The sequence below is a fragment of the Bacillus sp. FSL W8-0223 genome (assembly GCF_038006805.1).
In the GTDB taxonomy this organism is placed as follows: domain Bacteria; phylum Bacillota; class Bacilli; order Bacillales; family DSM-4216; genus Bacillus_O; species Bacillus_O smithii.
Map to the genome: position 1 here is coordinate 2,635,913 of NZ_JBBOVX010000001.1, position 20,933 is coordinate 2,656,845.

Consider the following 20,933-nt stretch of genomic DNA (forward strand, 5'->3'; position numbering starts at 1 on the left):
TCAAAATAAAAAACTCCCATCGCCAAAAGGACGAAAGGAGTTGTCTTCGTGGTACCACCTTTTTTCCGGATCGAAATCCGGCACTCTTTCGGATAACGGGTTTTCCCGGCTTCGGCTACTAAATCGTTTCACAGAAGCAGCTCGAGGGCGACCTTCCGATGAATCCGCTCAGGAATCTTTCAGCCATGGATTCCCTCTCTAAAAGAGCGGTGATCACCGTACTCCTCCCTTTCCAAGCCATTAATCGATACTATATTATCATTCAGCTTTTATCTTTTTTCGTTGTCGCAATAACAGCGTTCCTTCTGTTTCAACCATTATATTAGCGAATTTGCTACCAGTTCGTCAATGATTATCGCCATTTTTCCTGTTTTTTAGACAATGCTGTTGTCTTTTTCGATATAAAAATTAAAACGGAAGTTGAGAAGTTTAAACTATTTTTCGAATATTTCGTTTCGATAAAAATTTGCAAAAAATATTATTATATAGTAATGACGAAGATTTAAACCTGTTATATAATAGATTTTGAAAGCGATCACGAAAAGGGGGAACACCAAAGTGAGGATCAACTTCAATAATTTAACCGTAAGGGTTATTATTGGAATTTTATTAGGAATCATTGTCGGCATCCTATTTCCAGAATTTGCATCAAAGCTAAAAATTTTAGCTGATTGGTTCATTAAATTAATTAAAATGTTGATAGCGCCTATTATCTTCTTAACCGTTGTCACAGGAATCGGCGGCATGGGAGATATGAAAAAAGTCGGACGGATCGGCGGAAAGGCCCTTATTTATTTTGAAGTCGTCAGCACTATAGCATTAGCGATCGGCACGATCGTCGTCAATATCGTCCAACCAGGCAAAGGCTTTGATTTATCCGGTGCTAAACACGAAGATATTTCCCAGTATGTATCACAAGCAAAAGAAACAGGGCACGGTTTTATTGATTTTATTTCCAGCATCATTCCGGACAGCGTTGTAGGAGCGTTGGCTAAAGGCGATTTACTTCCTATTTTATTTTTTGCTGTCTTATTTGGACTCGCAGCAGCGTCCTTGGGAGAAAAAGTATCACCTGTCATCAAATTGTTTGAACAATTAACAGATATTTTCTTTAAAATTGTCAATATGATTATGAAATTTTCTCCGATTGCTGCATTTGGAGCCATGGCCTACACCATCGGACAATTCGGAGTCGGATCCCTTGTCAACCTTGGAAAACTGATGGGTTCCATCTACTTAACTATGTTCCTATTTGTTTTCATTATTCTCGGATTGATTGCCAAATTGTTTAAATTTAATATTTTAAAATTTATCGCTTATATTAAAGAAGAACTACTGCTCGTTTTAGGTACGTCTTCTTCTGAATCCGCTTTACCGACTTTAATGAAAAAATTAGAAAATTTCGGTTGTTCTAAATCCGTTGTGGGTCTTGTCGTTCCAACCGGCTACTCCTTTAATTTGGATGGAACAGCCATCTATCTATCGATGGCAGCGATGTTTATTGCCCAGGCTTACGGGGTTCATTTAACCATCGGACATCAAATTATGCTGCTTGCTCTTTTGATGTTGACCTCAAAAGGAGCAGCTGGGGTGACTGGCTCTGGTTTTATTACGCTCGCAGCGACGCTTTCAGCTTTTCCGATGATACCCGTTGAAGGAATCGCATTGTTAATCGGCGTCGATCGATTTATGTCAGAAGCGCGCGCCATTACGAATATCATTGGAAATGCAGTTGCAACGGTTGTCATATCCAAAACAGAAAAAGAATTTGATCGCTTCTCCACTCATCCTGTAGTAAGTACGGAAAAACATTGGGGGACGAATTCAGAACAGTCTATAACCAAATAAAACAAAAAGCTGGCATAAAAGTTCAATCTTTCTGCAACAGGGAGCATATCGGTTCTAACAAGAATCATAAGTGCTCGTAGAAAGAGTGTTGAACTTTAAGCCGGCTTTTTTTGTTTCCTCACCAATTATCCCGATTGACATAGGATATAGTACACTACTCAGGAAGGTGTCCAGTATGCGAAAAAAGTATAATCCTCTCCTCTTGCCGCCATGGCTCCAAGTCGTAAGAGCAGTTGCTCGGCAATTAATCATTCCCTTTACCATTTTCCAAGCGATTCGGACGATTTTTTTGCCGACCACTTTTGATGTTATTTTACTCTCAATATTTGTCCTTCTTGCCATTGCCTTATATTGGGAATGGATTTAGAGTCTTCATTTCTAAAAGAAGGCTGCTATGCCCATTCCAACGAAAAGCGGGGAGCCGTTGTTAAAGACTTCCATCCTCACATGAAACAAAACGAAAAAAGTTCCTTCCAAACAACCGCAGCAAAGCTCACCGTTTCATGCCACTTTACATTTTTTATGAAGAATTGCCTCCCTGTTTTTCTTTTTTTGCTTGTTCATTCTCCAATATCCGCATGACGATATATTCTACATTTCGAAGCTGCCAATAGTCATGTTGAAGAGTGCGGACAAACTGTTTTTCATCCTTATTCACATCGGTTTCCGAATACTTTTCCAGAGTCGATAAAATTTGTCCGGGGTAAGATAAATAACTAAGAAATAACGACATTTCATCTTCTTTCAACGGAAAATAGGCAAAATAAGTCATAATCCATTCCAAACATTCGTCGTGCTTTGTTGGATACGTTTTTAGGGTCCGGGATAAGAACGGAAGAAGATCCCGAATCGGAAGGGCCGTTTGTGAACGTTCAAAGTTGGAGAAATAACCTAGTCCGTCTTCATTATAAAGAAAATGTTCCGGCGACAGTTTTCCGTGTATGATCACCGTACGCACCGTTTTATTTTCTTTTGACGCTTCATACCACTCTTCCAACTTTTCTTTTGAGAATTGAAGAGCTTGCAAAATTTGAATATAGTACAAACTGGATAACAGTTGAAAAGGCGACATATAAATTTCTTGTTCACAGCTTGTGATCCATTGTTCTAAAAATTCTTCCTGTTTCTCCCACTCTGCTTTCATTCTTTCAAAGTGCTGCTTTCTTTCCTCCTGATCCACCGGTATTTCCCGTGTGGACAAAGTGTGGAGTCTTGCGAGCTCACGGAACATTTGCTGATGGCGTTGGCTTCTCCCTTCCTTTTCATTGCCGGTTAGCCAGGGCATTAAATAATAAAGATGATGGCCATGAAGAACCCCGTAGCGTCCATCCAATGTCGGATAAACCGGAACGAGGCGATGATAGCCTTTTTGAAACAGAAGTTGAAGCGAGCGGATAAATTCCATCCCCTCGTTTGCTGGAATTCTTTTGACGGCGAACACTCCTTTATCGGTATGGACCTTCGCCACTTTCCCAAAAAGCTCATAGAAGGTCAGAGATAATCCATAGTTTTGAAGTATCGCTTGCATATCCTCCATACCTTCACCTGCTTTAAAAGAAGCGAGCAGGAATGAACCTGCTCGACGTCTAATGTTTTGCCGTTTTGGATTCCGGAATATACAGAACTTGACCACCGGAGACACTTTGTGTCGTTTCTAACTGATTTTCCTTTATAATTTGTTGAACGCTTACTTCATACCGCTCCGCAATTTGGTCAATCGTTTCACCATTTTGGACAATGCAAACTTTTAATTTTGCAGGCTTCTCTTCATCCTTCCTGGCAAAAAATTCTTTGAGCGATATGGATTCATAATGCTTTTTCTTTTTGAAAATCTTTTGTTTAGGCTTTTCCTCTTCTTGTTCTTTCGAATCCTCTTCTTCCGTCGATTCGTTTTCCTCCGCTTCACTTTGATGAGACGTTTCACCTTTGTGTTCGGCTGCATTTTCAATGAATATGTTTTCTTCTTCCGAATCAAAAAATGCTGGTTCTTTTTCGAAATACCCTTCCTTTCGATCAGCTTGCTCTTTACGTGGCGCCTCTCCTGATTGATTTTTCAGTTCTTTCCATTCTTCCTCTTCCGAAAACCTTTCTCCTATAGAAGCTTCTTCTTCCTCCTCTGGAAAGTTTTCTGTTTTTTCCTTTCTTTTTGCTTCAGCATAAAACGTTCCTTCTTCTTCCTCTAGTTCTGCATCTTGTTCCGAAAAAAGCGGGTAAATTCTTTCCTGTTCGTTCTTTTCCTCTTCTAATATTTCTTGATGCCGTTCCCGAGGAAACACCTCCACTTCTTCTATTTCTTCTTCCAATGAGAACGTCTCGTTATCCGTCTGTCTTGCGGCTGTACCGTCAATCGTTAAATCCACTGTCAGCTTTAAGCAAGATTTTTCCGGTATTTCATAATCGAACGTTTCAATGCTTACTTCAATATCTTCCAATGAATGCACCCTGCTTTTTGGAATCGATATATCAATGGGGAAGCCGTGGAAAAACTCCATCCCTCCTTCGTCGTCCACCCTCACTTCTTGAACATACTTCCCATTGGTTAACTGATCTTCCTCTTCGATTGCTTCTTCTACGGAAAGATATTCACCCGACAGCCTTAACTGCCCTCGAATGACAACGAAATGTTCTTGTTCTTCAACTACAATCTCGGGATCCAAAGAAATGGATATCAATTCCTCTACTTCCTGTCCCTTTCGAAACCAAAGCGTTTCTTCCAAAGAAAAGCGCAAACTTGATTGATCATTCTGTACCAAACGGATTCCTCCTTTCCAAGTTCAAACTGTTTTATAAAAGAACTTACTATCAGCAAAAATCCGGTATCCTTTGATTCTGCTCAAGTACGTCATCGAAGTTTTCCATCCAGTAGCCGATTTTTCATCAGCCCTAAAACAAAGACCCGCTGCTCTCAAGATTCGCTTTATTTTCAATCTATGCTCAAGTTTTCTGGAATATGTTTATTTGCGTAATAATTGATTTTTTATCAAAGAAGGAAATAAACTGCCCAAATTCAGTAAAATATTCCGGGAACACCGCTTTTTTCATGTATTAGGCAGCGTTGATGATCGCAAAATTCACTTGCCCTCCGCGGACGATCCGCAAATTTTCATTGCCAGTGCCGGTAAAAGTGAACATCGAATTCTGGCGGTTGCCATCACCCAGACACTTTCTGAAACAAGACTCCTTCAAAAAGAACTCCTAGAAATCGAGTAGGAGGGAGCGATTAACTCCCGTCCTCTCACACCACCGTACGTACGGTTCCGTATACGGCGGTTCAATTAAGATAATTGACGCAAGTCTTTATAACTTCCGTGAATAGCTGTTCTCTTTATGCCAGTGGTCACTCCACCCTCCAAGAGGTCTCCCACGGGATTCACCGCTTCCTCCCTCAAGTGAGGTACTACGTTTTCTGTGTTCATCATGACTCACTGAATACCAAGGGCTATTCTCTCTTAATTGTTCGGTCCTTCTTAGTTGTTCTAGACCAACTAATACTATGACCTCTGCTGACTTCTGACGGTTCAGCTACTTATCACTAAGTAGGTTATGAAGAGTACTTCACATATCCGCCAGACCTCCCCGGGTAAGTACATGCACTTTCACACCATCTATCCGCCTCATTTACTCGATATGACCTTCGACAGAAAGAGCTTTGTTTTGTTATGCAAACTCACTCAATCATACCTAGCCTTATATGAGGTTCGTGTTCCTCGGACCGGTGTTTTGCCTCCAGCTTCCTTCAGATTCCGCGTCACCACGGACACCCTTGCTCTTGGCTAACCTCTACTTCTGTCTTCGGGGTTCGGGACTTACACCCTATAGTTCATGTACATGCCGGGCGCACATAAACAAACCCGACAAGAATGATATCATCTCGTCGGGTTTTCTTGTTTTTAAAAGGGGGCTTTTAGGCCACCCCATAATAATTTTTATTTGAAACAATCTTAACTTGCATCCTTTAACGAGCATTTGAACCATTTTGCGGTTCATTTAGCAAAGCTTGATTGTCGCTCTCTCTGCTCAAGCGCTTTATCCTCTAATCTTTTTGAACGCTTTTTCAGCAGCAGCAATCGTTTTTTCAATGTCTTCGTCCGTATGGGCAGCCGATAGGAAAATTCCTTCAAATTGAGAAGGAGGCAGAAAGATCCCTTCATTGGCCATTTCCCGATAGTAGCTGGCGAACAGCTCTAAATCAGATGTTCTCGCTGTTTCATAGTTGATCACCTTTTCGTTCGTAAAGAACAAACCAATCATCGAACCGGCACGATTGATAGTATGCGGGATTTCGTATTTTTCAGCCGCTGCGTGAATGCCTTCTTCCAGCCGGTCTGCTTTACGGACAAATTCTTTGTAAAGATCAGGAGTAAGCTGACGAAGGGTTTCATATCCTGCTGTCATCGCAAGAGGATTTCCGGAAAGTGTTCCGGCTTGGTAAATCGGGCCGCTCGGTGCTACTTTCTCCATGATGTCCGCTCGTCCACCGAAAGCGCCAACAGGCAGTCCGCCTCCAATGACTTTTCCTAAACAAGTGAGATCCGGTGTTATTCCGAAATATCCTTGAGCACAATGGTAATCGACCCGGAAACCTGTCATCACTTCATCAAAAATCAAAAGCGATCCGTATTCCTTCGTCACTTTCTGCAGCCCTTCCAAAAATCCTGGAACCGGCGGAACAACGCCCATGTTCCCTGCCACCGGTTCCACGATCACGCAAGCGATGTCTTCACCGTATTTTTCAAAAGCTTGCTTAACAGCTTCCAGATCGTTATACGGGACAGCAATCGTATTTTCAGCTATTCCTTTAGGCACTCCCGGACTGTCAGGAAGCCCGAGAGTAGCCACTCCTGAACCCGCTTTGATCAGCAAAGAATCACCGTGTCCATGGTACGATCCTTCAAATTTTACAATTTTATTTCGTCCCGTATATCCCCTTGCCAGCCGCAGCGCGCTCATCGTGGCTTCCGTACCGGAAGACACCATCCGAACGATCTCTATAGATGGAACTCGTTCTTGAACGAGTTCTGCCAATTTATTTTCCATAATCGTAGGCGCACCAAAGCTCGTTCCATTTTCGGCCGTTTTCTTAATGGCTTCAATCACTTGATCGTTTGCATGTCCTAAAATAAGCGGACCCCAAGAAAGAACATAATCAATATATTCATTTCCATCAATGTCATAGATTTTGGAGCCTTTTCCCCGCTCCATGAAGATCGGATCCATATTGACCGATCTAAAAGCACGGACCGGACTGTTGACTCCACCGGGCATGAGTTTAACGGCATCTTTATAAGCTTGTTTGGACTTTTCGTAAGAACGCATGTTTATCCCCCATTTTCTTAATTACAAAACAGAATCTTCTTGAAGGTAACGGCAGACATCTTTTGCAAAATAAGTAATGATGAGATCGGCACCTGCACGTTTCATGCTCGTTAATTTTTCCATTACAATGGCTTTTTCATCGATCCATCCGTTTTGAGCGGCCGCTTTGACCATCGAATACTCACCGCTGACATTATAAGCGACAATCGGCACATTAAAGCTGTTACGGACGTCTCTAACAATATCCAAATAAGACATCGCAGGCTTCACAATTAAAAAGTCTGCGCCTTCTTCAATATCTGACTCCGCTTCCCGAAGCGCTTCACGACGATTGGCCGGATCCATTTGATAAGTTTTGCGGTCGCCAAACTGCGGAGTAGAATCGGCAGCATCGCGAAAAGGTCCGTAGAAACTGGAGGAATATTTCACCGCATAAGACATAATCGGCACATATTCAAATCCTGATTCATCCAGACCTTTGCGGATAGCCGCCACAAATCCATCCATCATATTGGAAGGAGCGATAATGTCCGCCCCTGCTTTTGCTTGGCTTATTGCTGTTTTGGCCAATAAATCAAGAGACGGATCATTTAATATTTGACTGCCTTCTACAACGCCGCAATGGCCGTGGCTTGTGTATTCGCATAAACAAGTGTCCGCCACTACGACGATGTCCGGGTAATGGCTTTTAATATAGCGAATCGCTTCCTGAACGATGCCATGGTCATGGTAGGCCCCTGATCCCACTTCGTCTTTTTCTTTCGGTACACCAAAAACGATCACCGATTTAATCCCTAATTCCACAATTTCATCCATTTCTTCTTTTAGACGATCGATGGAATATTGGTAAACACCCGGCATCGATTTCACTTCGTTTTTTATATTGACTCCTTCAACCGCAAAGATTGGATAAATTAAGTCTTCTTTTCGAACGAAATTTTCACGCACTAAAGCACGCATATTCGACGATTGACGAAGACGGCGATGACGTTTAAATTGCAGTTCCATATTATGTCTCCTCCTTTTTGAAAAAAGCGCAAATTTCTGCCAGCAAGGCATCCATCGTATACTCTCCTGGACAAATATGCACAGGAAGATGGTATTGCTTAAGCTCTTTACTGGTGACCGGACCAATGCTGGCAAACAAAATCCGTGTTAAGTGTCGTTTTAATTGATGTTCTTCTACTACTCTCATAAAATGGCGAACGGTCGATGGACTTGTAAAACATGCGACATCCAAAATATCGTGATTCAACAATGAAACGAGCTTCTCTTCCGATTCTTTTGGGAAAATCGTTTCATAGACTATCCATTCTTCCGCAGACGCACCAGTTGACCGCAACGCTCTTGCAATGGATTCTTTGGATAAATTTCCTTTTGGTATGAGAGCGCGTTCCGCACGAAAACGTCCGTTTTGAATGCAGCGGACAAACTCATCTGCCGTATACTGGTCGGGAACAAAATCCGCATGAAAGCCATGTTTATTTAAAGCTTGTTCTGTTTTTGCCCCTACCACGGCAAATTTGGCTAATAGGCTTTTTTGCGGGTTAACGGCTCTTTCCGACAGAATTTGAAAAAAGAAATCCACACCGTTTTTACTTGTGAAAATCACCCAGTCAAACATCTCGAGCCTTCGCAAAAATTCTTCTTCCCTTTGATCGTGAACAGGTTGAAACGCGATTAACGGTACAACATGGGGAATACCGCCAATCTGTTCAATTTCGGCAGCAAAACCAGCTGCTTGCTTTTGGCCGCGGGTAATCAAAATTTGCTTTCCGGCTAATGGAAGACTCCCTCCCATAAAGCTCACTCCCCAGCAAGCTGATCAATCAGCTGTTTGGCTCCCATTCGAATCATGCGACGAGCTACTTCTTCCCCCACTTGTTCGGGATTTCCTCCTACCGCCATTTCTTTGTAAACGGTTTTCCCATCTGGTGAGGCAACAAGTGCAGTCAATACTACTTCTTCTCCTTTTACATGAGCGTAGCCGGCAATCGGCACTTGGCATCCGCCGTCCATTTTTTGAAGAAAAGCTCGTTCAGCAGCGACTGATTGTGCGGTATCTATGCTGTTTAATCCTTGGAGAAGGGACAAAAGCTCTTCATCGTCTTTCCGGCATTCAACGGCTAGCGCCCCTTGTCCAACAGCCGGGAGGCAAATATCCGGATCTAAAAATTGTGTCACGACATCTTTTGTCCAGCCCATGCGCGACAAGCCGGCAGCGGCCAAAACAATCGCATCATAGTCGTCGGTTTCCAGTTTTTTCAGACGTGTGTCAATATTTCCGCGGATCCATTGAATTTTCACATCCGGTCTGTGCGCCAAGATTTGAGCTCCGCGCCGCAAACTGCTTGTCCCAATTTTCGCCCCAGCCGGCAATTGGTCCAGCGTGAGCCCGTCTTTAGAAATCAAGACATCACGGTGATCTTCCCGTTCAGGAATACAGCCGATCGTAAGCCCTTCAGGCAAATATGCAGGCATATCTTTCATGCTATGTACAGCCATGTCAATTTCTTTGTTCAGCATGGCCTGCTCGATCTCTTTGACAAACAATCCTTTCCCGCCCACTTTGGATAAGGTAACGTCAAGAATCTTATCGCCTTTTGTCACGATCTCTTTTATTTCAAATTCATAGGAAGGATTTAGCCTTTTTAATTGTTGAATGACCCATTTGGTTTGTGTCAGCGCCAATTTGCTTCTACGCGACCCTACGATAATTTTTCTCATAACGGCCTCCTTCAATCACATATACCAAAAATGAAATGCCGATAAGCGGCTGACTAAAAAGAAGTTGATAAGTACAATGAGAAACGCAGCTGTATTGAATAAAGCGAGCGCTTTTCCCTGCTTGTTTTTTCGAACTTTAAAGTAAAGGAACATGCTGTAAACAATCAATAAAATAAAAGAACTGATAATTTTTGGATCATACCATTCCACATTAGGGAGTTTTGTGAATTTCCATTGCAGCCCTAAAATCAACGACAATAGAAGCATTGGCACGCCAATTGCATTTAATATATAGGACAGCTGCTCAAGCTTCATCAAATCGCCAATCCGCCACAACCACTGACTCCACTTTTTTTCTTTCAAAAGCCGGTACTCCAGCAAATATAACAACGAAAAAATAAAGGACAGCGAAAAAGCCCCGTAAGAAAGCAGCGCCATTATAATATGAATCAGCAGAAGCTCAGAGACTAATCTTTCTGCCATTGCGTCCGATTGCATTTGCATAGGCGCAAATGTATGAATCGCCATAATGGCAAATCCAAGTATATTGGTGAAGAACACCAAAAAATCCATTCGTAAAAACCGATTGATCAATAATGAAAATGTGATCAACACCCATGCATAAAAATAAAGCCCTTCAAAAATGGTCAGGACCGGAAACCTTCCTGTCTTGAACATATAAAGAAACAAAAAAATTGTTTGAAGCACCCAAACAATCGCTAAAGTCCAGAAGGCGAACGAATTCGCCTTCCGATTTCGATGAAGAAAATCAATGAAGTAGAGCAAAATACTGACCGCATACAATAGAATCATGAGTTCATGCAATCTTGTCATACCGTGTACAAAAGCCATAAATGAACCCCTTACACTTGATAAGAAGAAGCCACGATGGCCCCCGTTTTTACGTCTTCTGCTTTCTGCTGATTTTCTGCTATCACTTGTTCCTCAATATTAAAGATTTTTGTAAAAAACTCCAATTTCTCTTTTGCGCCCTTTTGTCCTGCCAATTCTTTCGCTTGCAGGATTGGATCTTTTAACAACTGGTTAATAATGCTTTTTGTATGTTTATTAATAATCTTCCGTTCACGGTCGGTCAAATCGGGTAGCTTTCTATCCAAGCTTTTCATCGTTTCTGCTTGTATGGCAAGCGCCTTTTTCCGAAGCGCCGCAATAACAGGCACCACACCAAGCATATTCAGCCACTCATGAAATTCCGAAATTTCTTCTTCTATCATGATCATGATTTTTTCAGCTGCTTTTTTCCGTTCTGCCATATTCGCTTCTACAATGCCTTCCAAATCATCAATATCATACAAAAAGACATTTTCAAGCTCATGAATTTCCGGATCGATATCCCGCGGAACCGCTATATCGACCATGAAGAGAGGCCGTCCTTTTCTCAAATTAACGACTCCGGACATCATATCCTTTGAAATAACAAAGTCATTTGATCCGGTTGAACTGATGAGGATATCCGCTTCTAAAAGAGCACATTGCAATTCCCGCAGTTCTTTCGCCGTCCCCGAAAATCGCTCCGCTAACGAGGCAGCTTTTTCGAACGTACGGTTGATGACCGTTACTTTCGTCGCTCCGCTTCCTTGCAGATTTTTAAGGGCCAATTCCCCCATCTTTCCCGCACCGAGAATTAATACATGTTTGCCGTTTAAGTTTCCAAATATTTTTTTCGCCAGTTCCACGGCGGCATAACTGACGGAAACGGCATTCGCTCCAATTTCTGTTTTAGAATGAGCTTTTTTAGCCAATGTAACCGCTTGTTTAAATAATTGATTAAAAATCGTTCCAGTCGCTTCAGAACGCTGTGCTTGCATAAAACTATCGCGTACCTGTCCGAGAATCTGCGTTTCCCCGACAATCATAGAATCTAAACCGCACGTTACTTTAAAAAGATGTTCAACCGCGTCCGCTTCTTCATAAACAAAGAGAAACGGCGCGAATTCATCCATTTCGATATGAAACCATTCGGAAAGGAATTCCTTTATATAATAGCGTCCAGTATGAATTTGATCTACGACCGCATAAATCTCCGTCCGGTTGCAAGTAGAAAGAATGACGCTTTCCAGAATGCTTTTTTTGTTTTTCAGCGTGCGAAGCGCTTCATCCAGATCATTTGCGTCAAAAGTAAGCCGTTCTCTTATTTCGACTGGGGCCGTTTTATAGTGAAGTCCTGCTACTATGATATGCATGGCCGACAGTGACACCCCCAAAAATCAATACTATTTTTATTATACCATGTTCAAAAATTACTGAATCAAAAAATTATGAACATATGGTAACATAGATATTAGTTTTACCCTTAAAATGGCTAAATGGAAAGACATCCATTTTTATAATAATTATCATATTATATTTATTTTTAATTTCAAGTTTACAATACCAAACTATCCCGAAAGAATCAAATCATTGACCTTTTCGAAAGGAATGGATTTACGAATGAAACAACAGCGTTTTTTCCCAGGGATCATTTTAATGGGATTTGGAGCTTATTTTTATCTGCAAAAATCCAATATCCTATTATTCGATGGCTTTTTTACTTGGCCGACCATTCTCTTAATTGTTGGATTGGCTTTTCTTTTTCAAGCTTATGGCGGACAAGACTATCAGTTTATTCTGCCTGGCGTTATTTTGACAGGTTTTGGCATCCATTTTCATCTTGTTCGTCAGTTTCCAAATTGGCCTGATCAGATCGGAATTTTTGTTTTGATCATCGCCATCGGTTTCTTTCTTCAATCTCAAAAAACAAAAGAGGGCTTCCTATACAGTATGTTATTTTTCATTCTTGCCCTATTGTCGCTCTTTTATCAAAATGTCATTGCTTGGCTTGGATTGCTGAGGAGCGGGCAAGAAGATTTATGGCATTTTTGGCCAATACTGCTCATTCTAGTAGGAGCTTACTTATTATTTGTAAAACGAAAATAAGGAGGCAATGCATGCCTCCTTATTGACATTCTGAAACCTTTAAACAGAAACAGCAGCAATGCTAAAATCGCAAGACGCCGCTCATAACGACTCCGAATTAACGCAAATAGGCTTCAAGAAGATTCCAAGTCTTATCTTTTCCTTCTCCGGTCTCCGAAGAAAAAATGATGATTTCATCAGCCGGATCGAATTTCAATGTCTGTTTGACCTGCTTCACATGTTTCTGCCATTTTCCTCTTGGAATTTTGTCCGCCTTTGTGGCAATGACCATGCATGGGATATCATAGTATTTTAAAAAATCGTACATCATTACATCATCATTTGTCGGTGGGTGGCGCAAATCCACTAAAAGCAACACCAATTTCAATTGTTTTCTCGTCGTCAAATAAGTTTCAATCATTTGCCCCCATGCTTCTCTCTCTTTTTTGGAAACCCTTGCATATCCGTAGCCCGGAACATCCACAAAATAAAGCTTGTTTTCGATTCGATAAAAATTAAGCGTTTGTGTTTTTCCCGGATTGGATGATGTTCTGGCTAAACTTTTGCGATTGACCATTTTGTTAATAAAAGAGGATTTCCCCACATTTGAACGACCCGCAAGCGCAAATTCCGGAAGATCCTCTTTCGGATATTGTTCGGGCTTGACAGCACTGATCACTAATTCGGCTTCATGAACGTTCATTGGTTATCACCCGCCAACGCCGTTTTTAGCACTTCATCCATTTGAGAAACAAGCACAAAATGCAAATCTTTCCGAATGCTTGTCGGAATATCATCTAAATCTTTTTCGTTTTCTTGAGGAACGATAATCGTTTTTAATCCCGCTCTATGAGCTCCCAACGATTTTTCTTTCAGTCCGCCAATCGGGAGTACTCTGCCACGAAGCGTTATTTCTCCCGTCATTCCAACTTCTTTATGAACGGGGCGATTCGTCAATGCAGAAACAAGAGCAGTTGCCATCGTAATTCCTGCCGAAGGTCCGTCTTTTGGAACGGCGCCTTCCGGTACGTGTATGTGAATATCATATTTTTCATGGAAATCTTCTTCAATGCCCAGTTCTTTCGCATTGGAGCGGACATAGCTAAAAGCAGCTTGGGCCGACTCTTTCATCACATCTCCTAGTTTTCCTGTTAAAACTAGCTTTCCTTTTCCCGGCGCCAAAGAAACCTCGATTTGCAGTGTATCGCCACCAACAGGGGTGTAGGCTAGTCCGTTGGCTACGCCAATCTGATCCACTTTTTCCGCTGATCCATAACGGAATATCTTTTTCCCTAAAAATTCTTCCAGATTATTTTCTGTCACGATCACACGCCTTTTCTCTCCGGCTACAATCATTTTTGCCGTTTTCCGGCATATGGCCGCCAACTGACGTTCAAGTCCGCGAACACCCGCTTCTCTTGTATAATAGCGAACAATGTCTTGAATGGCATCGTTTCGAATTTGCAGCTGTCCCTTCTTCAATCCGTTTTCTTTCAATTGTTTAGGAAGAAGATGGTCTTTTGCAATATGAATCTTTTCCAATTCCGTATAACCAGGAATGCTGATAATTTCCATACGGTCTCTCAATGGTCCTGGAATCGTTGATAAATCATTCGCTGTCGCAATAAACATCACGTTCGACAAATCATATGGTTCTTCAATAAAATGATCGCTGAATGCATGATTTTGTTCCGGATCGAGTACTTCGAGCATGGCCGCGGATGGATCGCCGCGAAAATCGCTCGACATCTTGTCAATTTCATCCAGCAGAAATACCGGATTGATTGTCCCCGCTTTTTGCATCCCTCTTATAATTCGTCCCGGCATGGCCCCCACATAAGTTCGGCGATGCCCGCGAATTTCAGATTCATCCCGTACACCGCCTAAGGAGACGCGGACAAATTTACGATTAAGCGACTCTGCGATGGAACGAGCGAGACTTGTTTTTCCTACACCCGGCGGTCCTACAAGACATAATATCGGCCCCTTAACGGATCGTGTCAGTTTTCGGACAGCTAAGTATTCTAAAACCCGTTCTTTTACTTTTTCTAAGCCGTAATGATCCCTGTTTAATATACGTTCGGCCTTTTTTATGTTTAAGTCATCTTTGGTTGCTTTGGACCAAGGAATCGTAATCAGCCATTCTAGATAATTTCTGATCACTGCGCTTTCCGCCGAACTGGTCGGAATGCTTTCATAGCGGCCGAGTTCTTTCATGGCTGTTTCTTTTACATGTTCAGGCATTCCGGCATCTTCAATTCGTTTCGTAAGCTCTTCGACTTCTCCGGTTTTCCCTTCTTTGTCGCCCAACTCTTTTTGAATAGCTTTCATTTGTTCCCGCAAATAATATTCTTTTTGGGTGCGTTCCATAGATTGCTTTACGCGCTGTCCAATTTTTTTCTCAAGATTTAATATTTCTTTTTCGTTATGGAGAATGTCGATTAATTTTTGCAGCCGCTCCTTGATCGCCACTGTTTCCAATATTTCTTGTTTTTGATGGATTTTAATCGGCAAATGGGAAGCGATTATATCAGCAAGCCTTCCCGGTTCTTCAATGTCCGAAACGGTCGTGAACGTTTCAGCGGTAATTTTTTTCGACATCTTTATGTACTGTTCAAAAGAATCCAGCAGCGTTCGCATCAAAGCTTGTGTTTCGATATCTTTCATTTTTTCTTCTTCAAAGGTTTCAACGACGACGTGAAAATACTTTTCTTCATGATAAAACTCTTTAATTCTGCCCCGTCGAAGACCTTCCACAAGCACGCGGATCGTTCCGTTCGGAAGCTTTAACATTTGCTTGACTTTTGTCAACGTTCCTATCCTATATAAGTCCTCTTCAGAGGGATTATCTATATTCATATCTTTTTGGGTCGTTAAAAAAATCAAATGATTATCCATCAAGGCACGCTCCAGCGCTTCAATCGAACGCTCGCGGCCAACATCCAAATGCAAAACCATTGTAGGATAAACCAATAATCCTCTTAACGGAAGGAGGGGGATGGAATAGACCGTTTGTTCACTCATATTGGCACCTCCGTAATCTCTATGTTACTTTCGTATGATCTTTGTACAATTCTAACTTATTTATAAACACCTGTCCATTTGGAATTCTTCTAATCAAATGCAGCTGAATCAGAAAAATCCAATGGAACCCTTTGGAGGTCTTGAAACTGAATGATGCTTTTCTATGATCGCTTGCCGAAAACGGATGTTTCTTTCTTCATGCAAGCAGACTTCCCCGCTCCATTTATAGAAATTCAAACAAAAAGAACACAGATCCTGCCATTACATCATCACATAGTACGGATATTCGATTGTATTCCAAAAGCTAAGCCGTTTTCAGAAGGCCATACGAACGACCTAACAAATTCAGAGCATTTCCTGGTTATTATGCCAATGCGTAATCGTTCCTTCTGCATCTGCTTTCTTTTCAATCGCCTGTTCAATGACTTCGCGAATATGTTCCACAGGAATAATCGTAATACCATCGAATTCTTTGATGATTTCCTGCATGTTCGCTTTCGGAATAAGCACTTTCTCGACACCCGCCAGTTTGGCAGCCCTTATTTTCGGCATAACGCCTCCAATTGGCTTTACTGTCCCGTGGACGCTGATCTCTCCAGTCATAGCAATCTTATGAGAAACGGGCATCTTGTAAATAGCGGAATAAACACCGGTGGCTATGGCAATTCCTGCGGACGGTCCATCCACCGGAATTCCGCCTGGAAAATTCACATGAATGTCATATTGATGGCAAGGCACACCCATTGATCGTAAAACCGTGAGTACAGTTTCAATCGAGCCTCTTGCCATGCTTTTTCGCCGTATGGATTTTCCTTGGCCGCCTATACTTTCTTCTTCGACAATGCCAGTAATCGTCAGCGTCCCTTTTTTGGCTGCCGGGATGACAGCCACTTCAATTTCCAACAAAGCTCCGCTGTTCGATCCCATTACAGCCAAACCATTCACAATGCCGACTGCAGAATGATCTTTAATTTTCTGTTCATAACGGGGCGTCATTTGGCTAGACTGCACGATCCATTGGATATCCTTATCCTTAATGGCTCTCCTGCCTTCCGTTATCGCCAAGCCGGCTGCAATTTGAACAATGTTAACGGCTTCACGGCCGTTTCGTGCATAAGAGCTCAAAATTTTCAATCCACTGTCGCTCATGCTCATTTTGACCTTTTCTGCAGCTTTTTTGGCTACTTGGATGATCTCATCTTGTTCTAATCCTCGAAAAAACACTTCCATACAGCGAGAACGAATCGCCGGCGGTATTTCCTCAGGCGTTCTGGTTGTCGCTCCGATTAATCGAAAGTCCGCAGGCAAGCCATTTTTAAAAATATCATGGATATGGGCAGGAATTTGTGTATTCTCTTCATTATAATAGGCGCTTTCCAAAAAAACTTTCCTGTCCTCCAACACTTTTAACAATTTATTCATTTGAATAGGATGCAACTCACCGATTTCATCTATAAAAAGGACGCCGCCGTGAGCGTTGGTTACAGCTCCTTGTTTCGGTTGGGGAATGCCTGCTTGTCCCATGGCTCCGGCTCCTTGATAAATGGGATCATGCACAGACCCTATAAGCGGATCAGCTATTCCCCGTTCATCAAACCGGGCAGTAGTCGCATCCATCTCCACAAATACGGCCGATGGAGAAAATGGCGTTTTCGGATTTTTTTTCGCTTCTTCCAACACCAAACGGGCCGCCGCTGTTTTTCCGACCCCGGGAGGACCATAAATAATGACATGTTGAGGATTGGGACCGCATATCGCTGCCTTTAAAGCTTTTATACCATCTTCTTGTCCGATGATATCAGAAAAAGAAGTAGGCCTGACTCTTTCCGACAAAGGCTCCGTTAAGGAAATCGACCGCATTTTCCGAAGCTGTTCCATTTCCTTTCTTGATTCACGGTCAATGGATATTTTTTGGGTGCGTTGATTTTTCAACAAATTCCAAAAATACAGCCCTATGACGACACCAAAAAACATTTGAATCATTAATGCAATACCTGTCCAATTCATACTATATCCCCCTCCTGATTAACCATCGATATACGGCTAGTATCTCCTGGACACGAGGGGAATAAACATAAATCAAAAGCGCCTGGCGCCGACCATTTTCACCGTTTTCACGGTTCAATCGTCGAACAGATAACAGGTTTGATCAAGTGAAGCGGGGAAGCTTATCTTTTTCTCATAAATAGGGGAAAAAGGAGCCGAACACATCGGCTCCTTCGTCATGCAGACGTTTTTCGTTCTTCTGTTTCTTGAATAATTCTTCCGTCCGTCCCGATTAACTTTGGCATGCTGTTATTTAAAACGGTATCTTTTGTTATGATACACTTTGAAATATCTTCTCTTGAAGGCAAATCGAACATTACATCCAGCATAATGCTTTCGATGATGGAACGCAATCCACGTGCACCCGTTTTTCTTTCGATTGCTTTTTTTGCGATTTCAACAAGTGCTTCTTGTTCAAATTCTAATTCAACATGATCAAGTTCCATCATTTTTTGATATTGTTTGACGAGCGCATTTTTCGGCTTCGTCAAAATTTGAATTAACGCTTCTTCGTCAAGAGGTTCCAGACTAGCGATAACCGGTAAGCGGCCGATGAATTCCGGAATTAATCCGAACTTCAGCAAATCTTCCGGAACCACTTTGGAAAGCAGATCTTTTTCTTCGATTTCTCCTTTCGTTGGATCCGATCCGAAACCGATCACTTTTTGACCGAGACGGCGTTTGATAATTTGTTCAATGCCGTCAAAGGCCCCGCCGCAAATAAACAAAATATTGGTCGTATCAATTTGGATAAATTCTTGATGAGGATGTTTTCTTCCTCCTTGAGGCGGAACACTTGCCACTGTTCCTTCCAAAATCTTTAATAAAGCCTGTTGAACTCCTTCACCGGAAACATCCCTGGTGATGGACGGATTTTCCGATTTTCTGGCGACTTTATCGATCTCATCAATATAAATAATTCCTTTTTCCGCTTTTTCTACATCATAGTCGGCGGCTTGAATCAGTTTCAAAAGAATATTTTCTACATCTTCTCCGACATACCCTGCTTCCGTAAGAGAAGTCGCATCGGCAATCGCAAAAGGAACATTTAAGATACGCGCTAATGTTTGCGCTAACAAAGTCTTGCCGCTCCCAGTAGGACCGATTAAACAAATATTACTCTTTGCCAGTTCTACATCGTCGACTTTACTGTTGGAGTTGATCCGCTTATAGTGGTTATAGACAGCAACAGCCAAAGATTTCTTCGCTTGGTCTTGCCCAATGACGTATTCATCGAGAATTTCACGGATTTCACGCGGCTTCGGCACATCCTTAAACTCTACTTCTTCCTCGGTTCCCAATTCTTCTTCCACAATTTCCGTACACAATTCGATGCATTCATCACATATATAAACACCCGGTCCGGCGACCAGCTTACGGACCTGGTCTTGTGTTTTGCCACAGAAAGAACATTTCAATTGTCCTTTCTCATCACTGAATTTAAACAATTTACTTCACCCCTCAATTCTTCTTAAACCAATTATTGCCGAGTCTTCGCTTTGCCACGTTCCGTTGTTTCAAAGCCCTCAAAGAGTTATGTACAGCATTTTAACACATTTTACACAAGACACGAAATAAAAAGCTTAGTGTTATATATAATGTGCAATATGCCGAGCTCATTACCAAAATATTTTAAAAATATTTTATGTATTGGTGTATAAAACAAGGCACGTATAACCCGCGCCTTGTTTTTATACCGTTTTACTACTATTATGCAACAACTTTTGCATTTTCTACAAGAAATTCAACTGCTTTATTGATTCTTAAATCTGCTTTTAAATTTTCCAGATCGCCGAGTGCTTTCTTAATGTCTTCTACTGATAGGTTAAATTGATCAGCCATTCTTTGCAATTCTTTTTCTACATCTTCTTCGCTGGCTTCGATATTTTCTGCTTTCGCAATGGCTTCAAGCGTCAAGCTTGTCCGAACACGAGTTTCAGCATTTTCTTTCATTTGATTGCGAAGATCTTCTTCCGTTTGACCGGAGAATTGATAATACAATTCAAGGTTCATTCCTTGAGCGGAAAGGTTTTGAGAAAACTCTTGCATCATCCGGTCAATTTCATTTTCGATCATGACTTCAGGAATATCGATTTCTGCATTGGCTGTTGCTTTTTCAACCACTGCATCTTGCAATGCATGTTCCGCTTCATGTTCTTTTTGATGTTTCAAACGATCTTTTATTTTTGCTTTCAAATCTTCCAACGTTTCTACTTCTTCATCCACATCTTTTGCAAATTCATCATCAAGCTCAGGTAATACTTTCGCTTTTACTTCATGAACTTTCACTTTAAACACGGCAGGTTTTCCAGCAAGCTCTTCAGCATGGTATTCTTCAGGGAATGTGACTTCCACATCTTTTTCATCCCCTGCTTTCGTTCCGATTAATTGATCTTCAAAGCCAGGAATGAAAGAGCCGGAACCTAGTTCAAGCGAATAATTTTCCGCTTTACCGCCTTCAAACGGCTCGCCGTCAACAAACCCTTCGAAATCAATAACAACCGTATCTCCTTCTTCTGCTTTGCCGTCTTCTTTTACGACAAGTTCAGCATAGCGTTCTTGCAATGCTTTTAATTCATTTTCAACATCTTCGTCTGTTACTTCTGTATCTACTTTTTCCACTTCTAAGTTTTTATACTCGCCGAGTTTTACTTCCGGTTTAACTGTGACAGTTGCTTTAAAAATTAACTCTTTTCCTTTTTCCAGTTGTTCGATGTCGATTTCCGGACGATCAACCGGTTCAATTCCGGATTCTTCCACCGCTTTTGCATAAGCTTCCGGCAAGATATAATCGAGCGCGTCTTGGTAAAGCGATTCTACTCCGAATCGTTTTTCAAACAGAGGACGCGGTATTTTTCCTTTGCGGAAACCAGGGACATTAATCGTTTTGACGACTTTTTTGAAGGCATAGTCCAATCCCTCATTCACTTTGTCGGCATCCACCGTTACAGTAAGGACACCTTGGTTTCCTTCTAGTTTTTCCCATTTCACTGACATACAATTCCCTCCACAACAAATCTATAAGTTGATAGTTGAAAAATGAATCATTTATCAAT

At 41.8% G+C, this 20,933-nt stretch carries 16 protein-coding genes and 1 other annotated feature; of the genes, 3 read left to right on the forward strand and 13 right to left on the reverse strand.

Annotated features, from left to right (window positions below):
- Window positions 1–23: 23 nt before the first annotated feature.
- Window positions 24–244 (reverse strand) — a binding site (T-box leader).
- 314 nt (window positions 245–558) lie between these two features.
- Both NST81_RS12785 and NST81_RS12790 read left to right on the forward strand, forming a co-directional pair.
- Window positions 559–1,848, forward strand: a complete 1,290-nt coding sequence (locus NST81_RS12785) for a dicarboxylate/amino acid:cation symporter (protein ID WP_341030043.1) — start codon at window positions 559–561, stop codon at window positions 1,846–1,848.
- Window positions 1,849–2,023: 175 nt separating this feature from the next.
- The gene (locus NST81_RS12790) at window positions 2,024–2,215 is read left to right on the forward strand and encodes a hypothetical protein (protein ID WP_040341825.1); all 192 of its coding nucleotides are present in this window, start codon (window positions 2,024–2,026) and stop codon (window positions 2,213–2,215) included.
- 153 nt (window positions 2,216–2,368) lie between these two features.
- On the opposite strand, the gene ysxE is transcribed toward NST81_RS12790, so the two are convergent.
- The 8 genes from ysxE to hemA form a co-directional block, all read right to left on the reverse strand.
- On the reverse strand, window positions 2,369–3,385 hold the full coding sequence (gene ysxE, locus NST81_RS12795) for a spore coat protein YsxE (protein ID WP_003355537.1): 1,017 nt from the start codon (window positions 3,383–3,385) through the stop codon (window positions 2,369–2,371).
- 49 nt (window positions 3,386–3,434) lie between these two features.
- The gene (gene spoVID, locus NST81_RS12800) at window positions 3,435–4,601 is read right to left on the reverse strand and encodes a stage VI sporulation protein D (RefSeq protein ID WP_341030044.1); all 1,167 of its coding nucleotides are present in this window, start codon (window positions 4,599–4,601) and stop codon (window positions 3,435–3,437) included.
- 1,273 nt (window positions 4,602–5,874) lie between these two features.
- Complete coding sequence (hemL, locus tag NST81_RS12805) at window positions 5,875–7,164, reverse strand: glutamate-1-semialdehyde 2,1-aminomutase (protein ID WP_341030045.1); 1,290 nt, start codon at window positions 7,162–7,164, stop codon at window positions 5,875–5,877.
- 21 nt (window positions 7,165–7,185) lie between these two features.
- Window positions 7,186–8,172, reverse strand: coding sequence for a porphobilinogen synthase (hemB, locus tag NST81_RS12810; protein WP_003355541.1), 987 nt, complete (start codon window positions 8,170–8,172; stop codon window positions 7,186–7,188).
- Between the two features lies 1 nt (window position 8,173).
- Window positions 8,174–8,965, reverse strand: a complete 792-nt coding sequence (locus tag NST81_RS12815) for a uroporphyrinogen-III synthase (protein WP_341030046.1) — start codon at window positions 8,963–8,965, stop codon at window positions 8,174–8,176.
- 5 nt (window positions 8,966–8,970) lie between these two features.
- Window positions 8,971–9,891, reverse strand: a complete 921-nt coding sequence (gene hemC / locus NST81_RS12820; protein ID WP_341030047.1) for a hydroxymethylbilane synthase — start codon at window positions 9,889–9,891, stop codon at window positions 8,971–8,973.
- A gap of 15 nt (window positions 9,892–9,906) precedes the next feature.
- On the reverse strand, window positions 9,907–10,743 hold the full coding sequence (gene ccsA / locus NST81_RS12825; protein WP_048623780.1) for a cytochrome c biogenesis protein CcsA: 837 nt from the start codon (window positions 10,741–10,743) through the stop codon (window positions 9,907–9,909).
- 11 nt (window positions 10,744–10,754) lie between these two features.
- The gene (gene hemA / locus NST81_RS12830; protein ID WP_341030048.1) at window positions 10,755–12,095 is read right to left on the reverse strand and encodes a glutamyl-tRNA reductase; all 1,341 of its coding nucleotides are present in this window, start codon (window positions 12,093–12,095) and stop codon (window positions 10,755–10,757) included.
- A 247-nt stretch (window positions 12,096–12,342) separates the two neighbouring features.
- Here hemA and NST81_RS12835 point away from each other — a divergent pair, with 247 nt between their 5' ends.
- Complete coding sequence (locus NST81_RS12835; protein WP_003355546.1) at window positions 12,343–12,828, forward strand: LiaI-LiaF-like domain-containing protein; 486 nt, start codon at window positions 12,343–12,345, stop codon at window positions 12,826–12,828.
- A gap of 97 nt (window positions 12,829–12,925) precedes the next feature.
- Here NST81_RS12835 and yihA read toward each other — a convergent pair whose 3' ends face one another.
- The 5 genes from yihA to tig form a co-directional block, all read right to left on the reverse strand.
- Complete coding sequence (gene yihA, locus NST81_RS12840) at window positions 12,926–13,510, reverse strand: ribosome biogenesis GTP-binding protein YihA/YsxC (RefSeq protein WP_003355547.1); 585 nt, start codon at window positions 13,508–13,510, stop codon at window positions 12,926–12,928.
- Window positions 13,507–15,831 carry an endopeptidase La gene (gene lon, locus NST81_RS12845; protein WP_048623782.1) on the reverse strand — a complete coding sequence of 775 codons (2,325 nt, stop codon included), beginning with the start codon at window positions 15,829–15,831 and terminating at the stop codon, window positions 13,507–13,509. The genes yihA and lon overlap by 4 nt, the downstream gene beginning before the upstream one ends.
- 345 nt (window positions 15,832–16,176) lie before the next feature.
- Complete coding sequence (lonB, locus tag NST81_RS12850; protein ID WP_048623783.1) at window positions 16,177–17,838, reverse strand: ATP-dependent protease LonB; 1,662 nt, start codon at window positions 17,836–17,838, stop codon at window positions 16,177–16,179.
- Between the two features lie 215 nt (window positions 17,839–18,053).
- The gene (clpX, locus tag NST81_RS12855) at window positions 18,054–19,325 is read right to left on the reverse strand and encodes an ATP-dependent protease ATP-binding subunit ClpX (protein ID WP_003355551.1); all 1,272 of its coding nucleotides are present in this window, start codon (window positions 19,323–19,325) and stop codon (window positions 18,054–18,056) included.
- A gap of 262 nt (window positions 19,326–19,587) precedes the next feature.
- A complete protein-coding gene (gene tig, locus NST81_RS12860; protein ID WP_003355552.1) occupies window positions 19,588–20,874 on the reverse strand; it encodes a trigger factor in 1,287 nt (428 codons plus the stop codon).
- Window positions 20,875–20,933 lie beyond the last annotated feature (59 nt).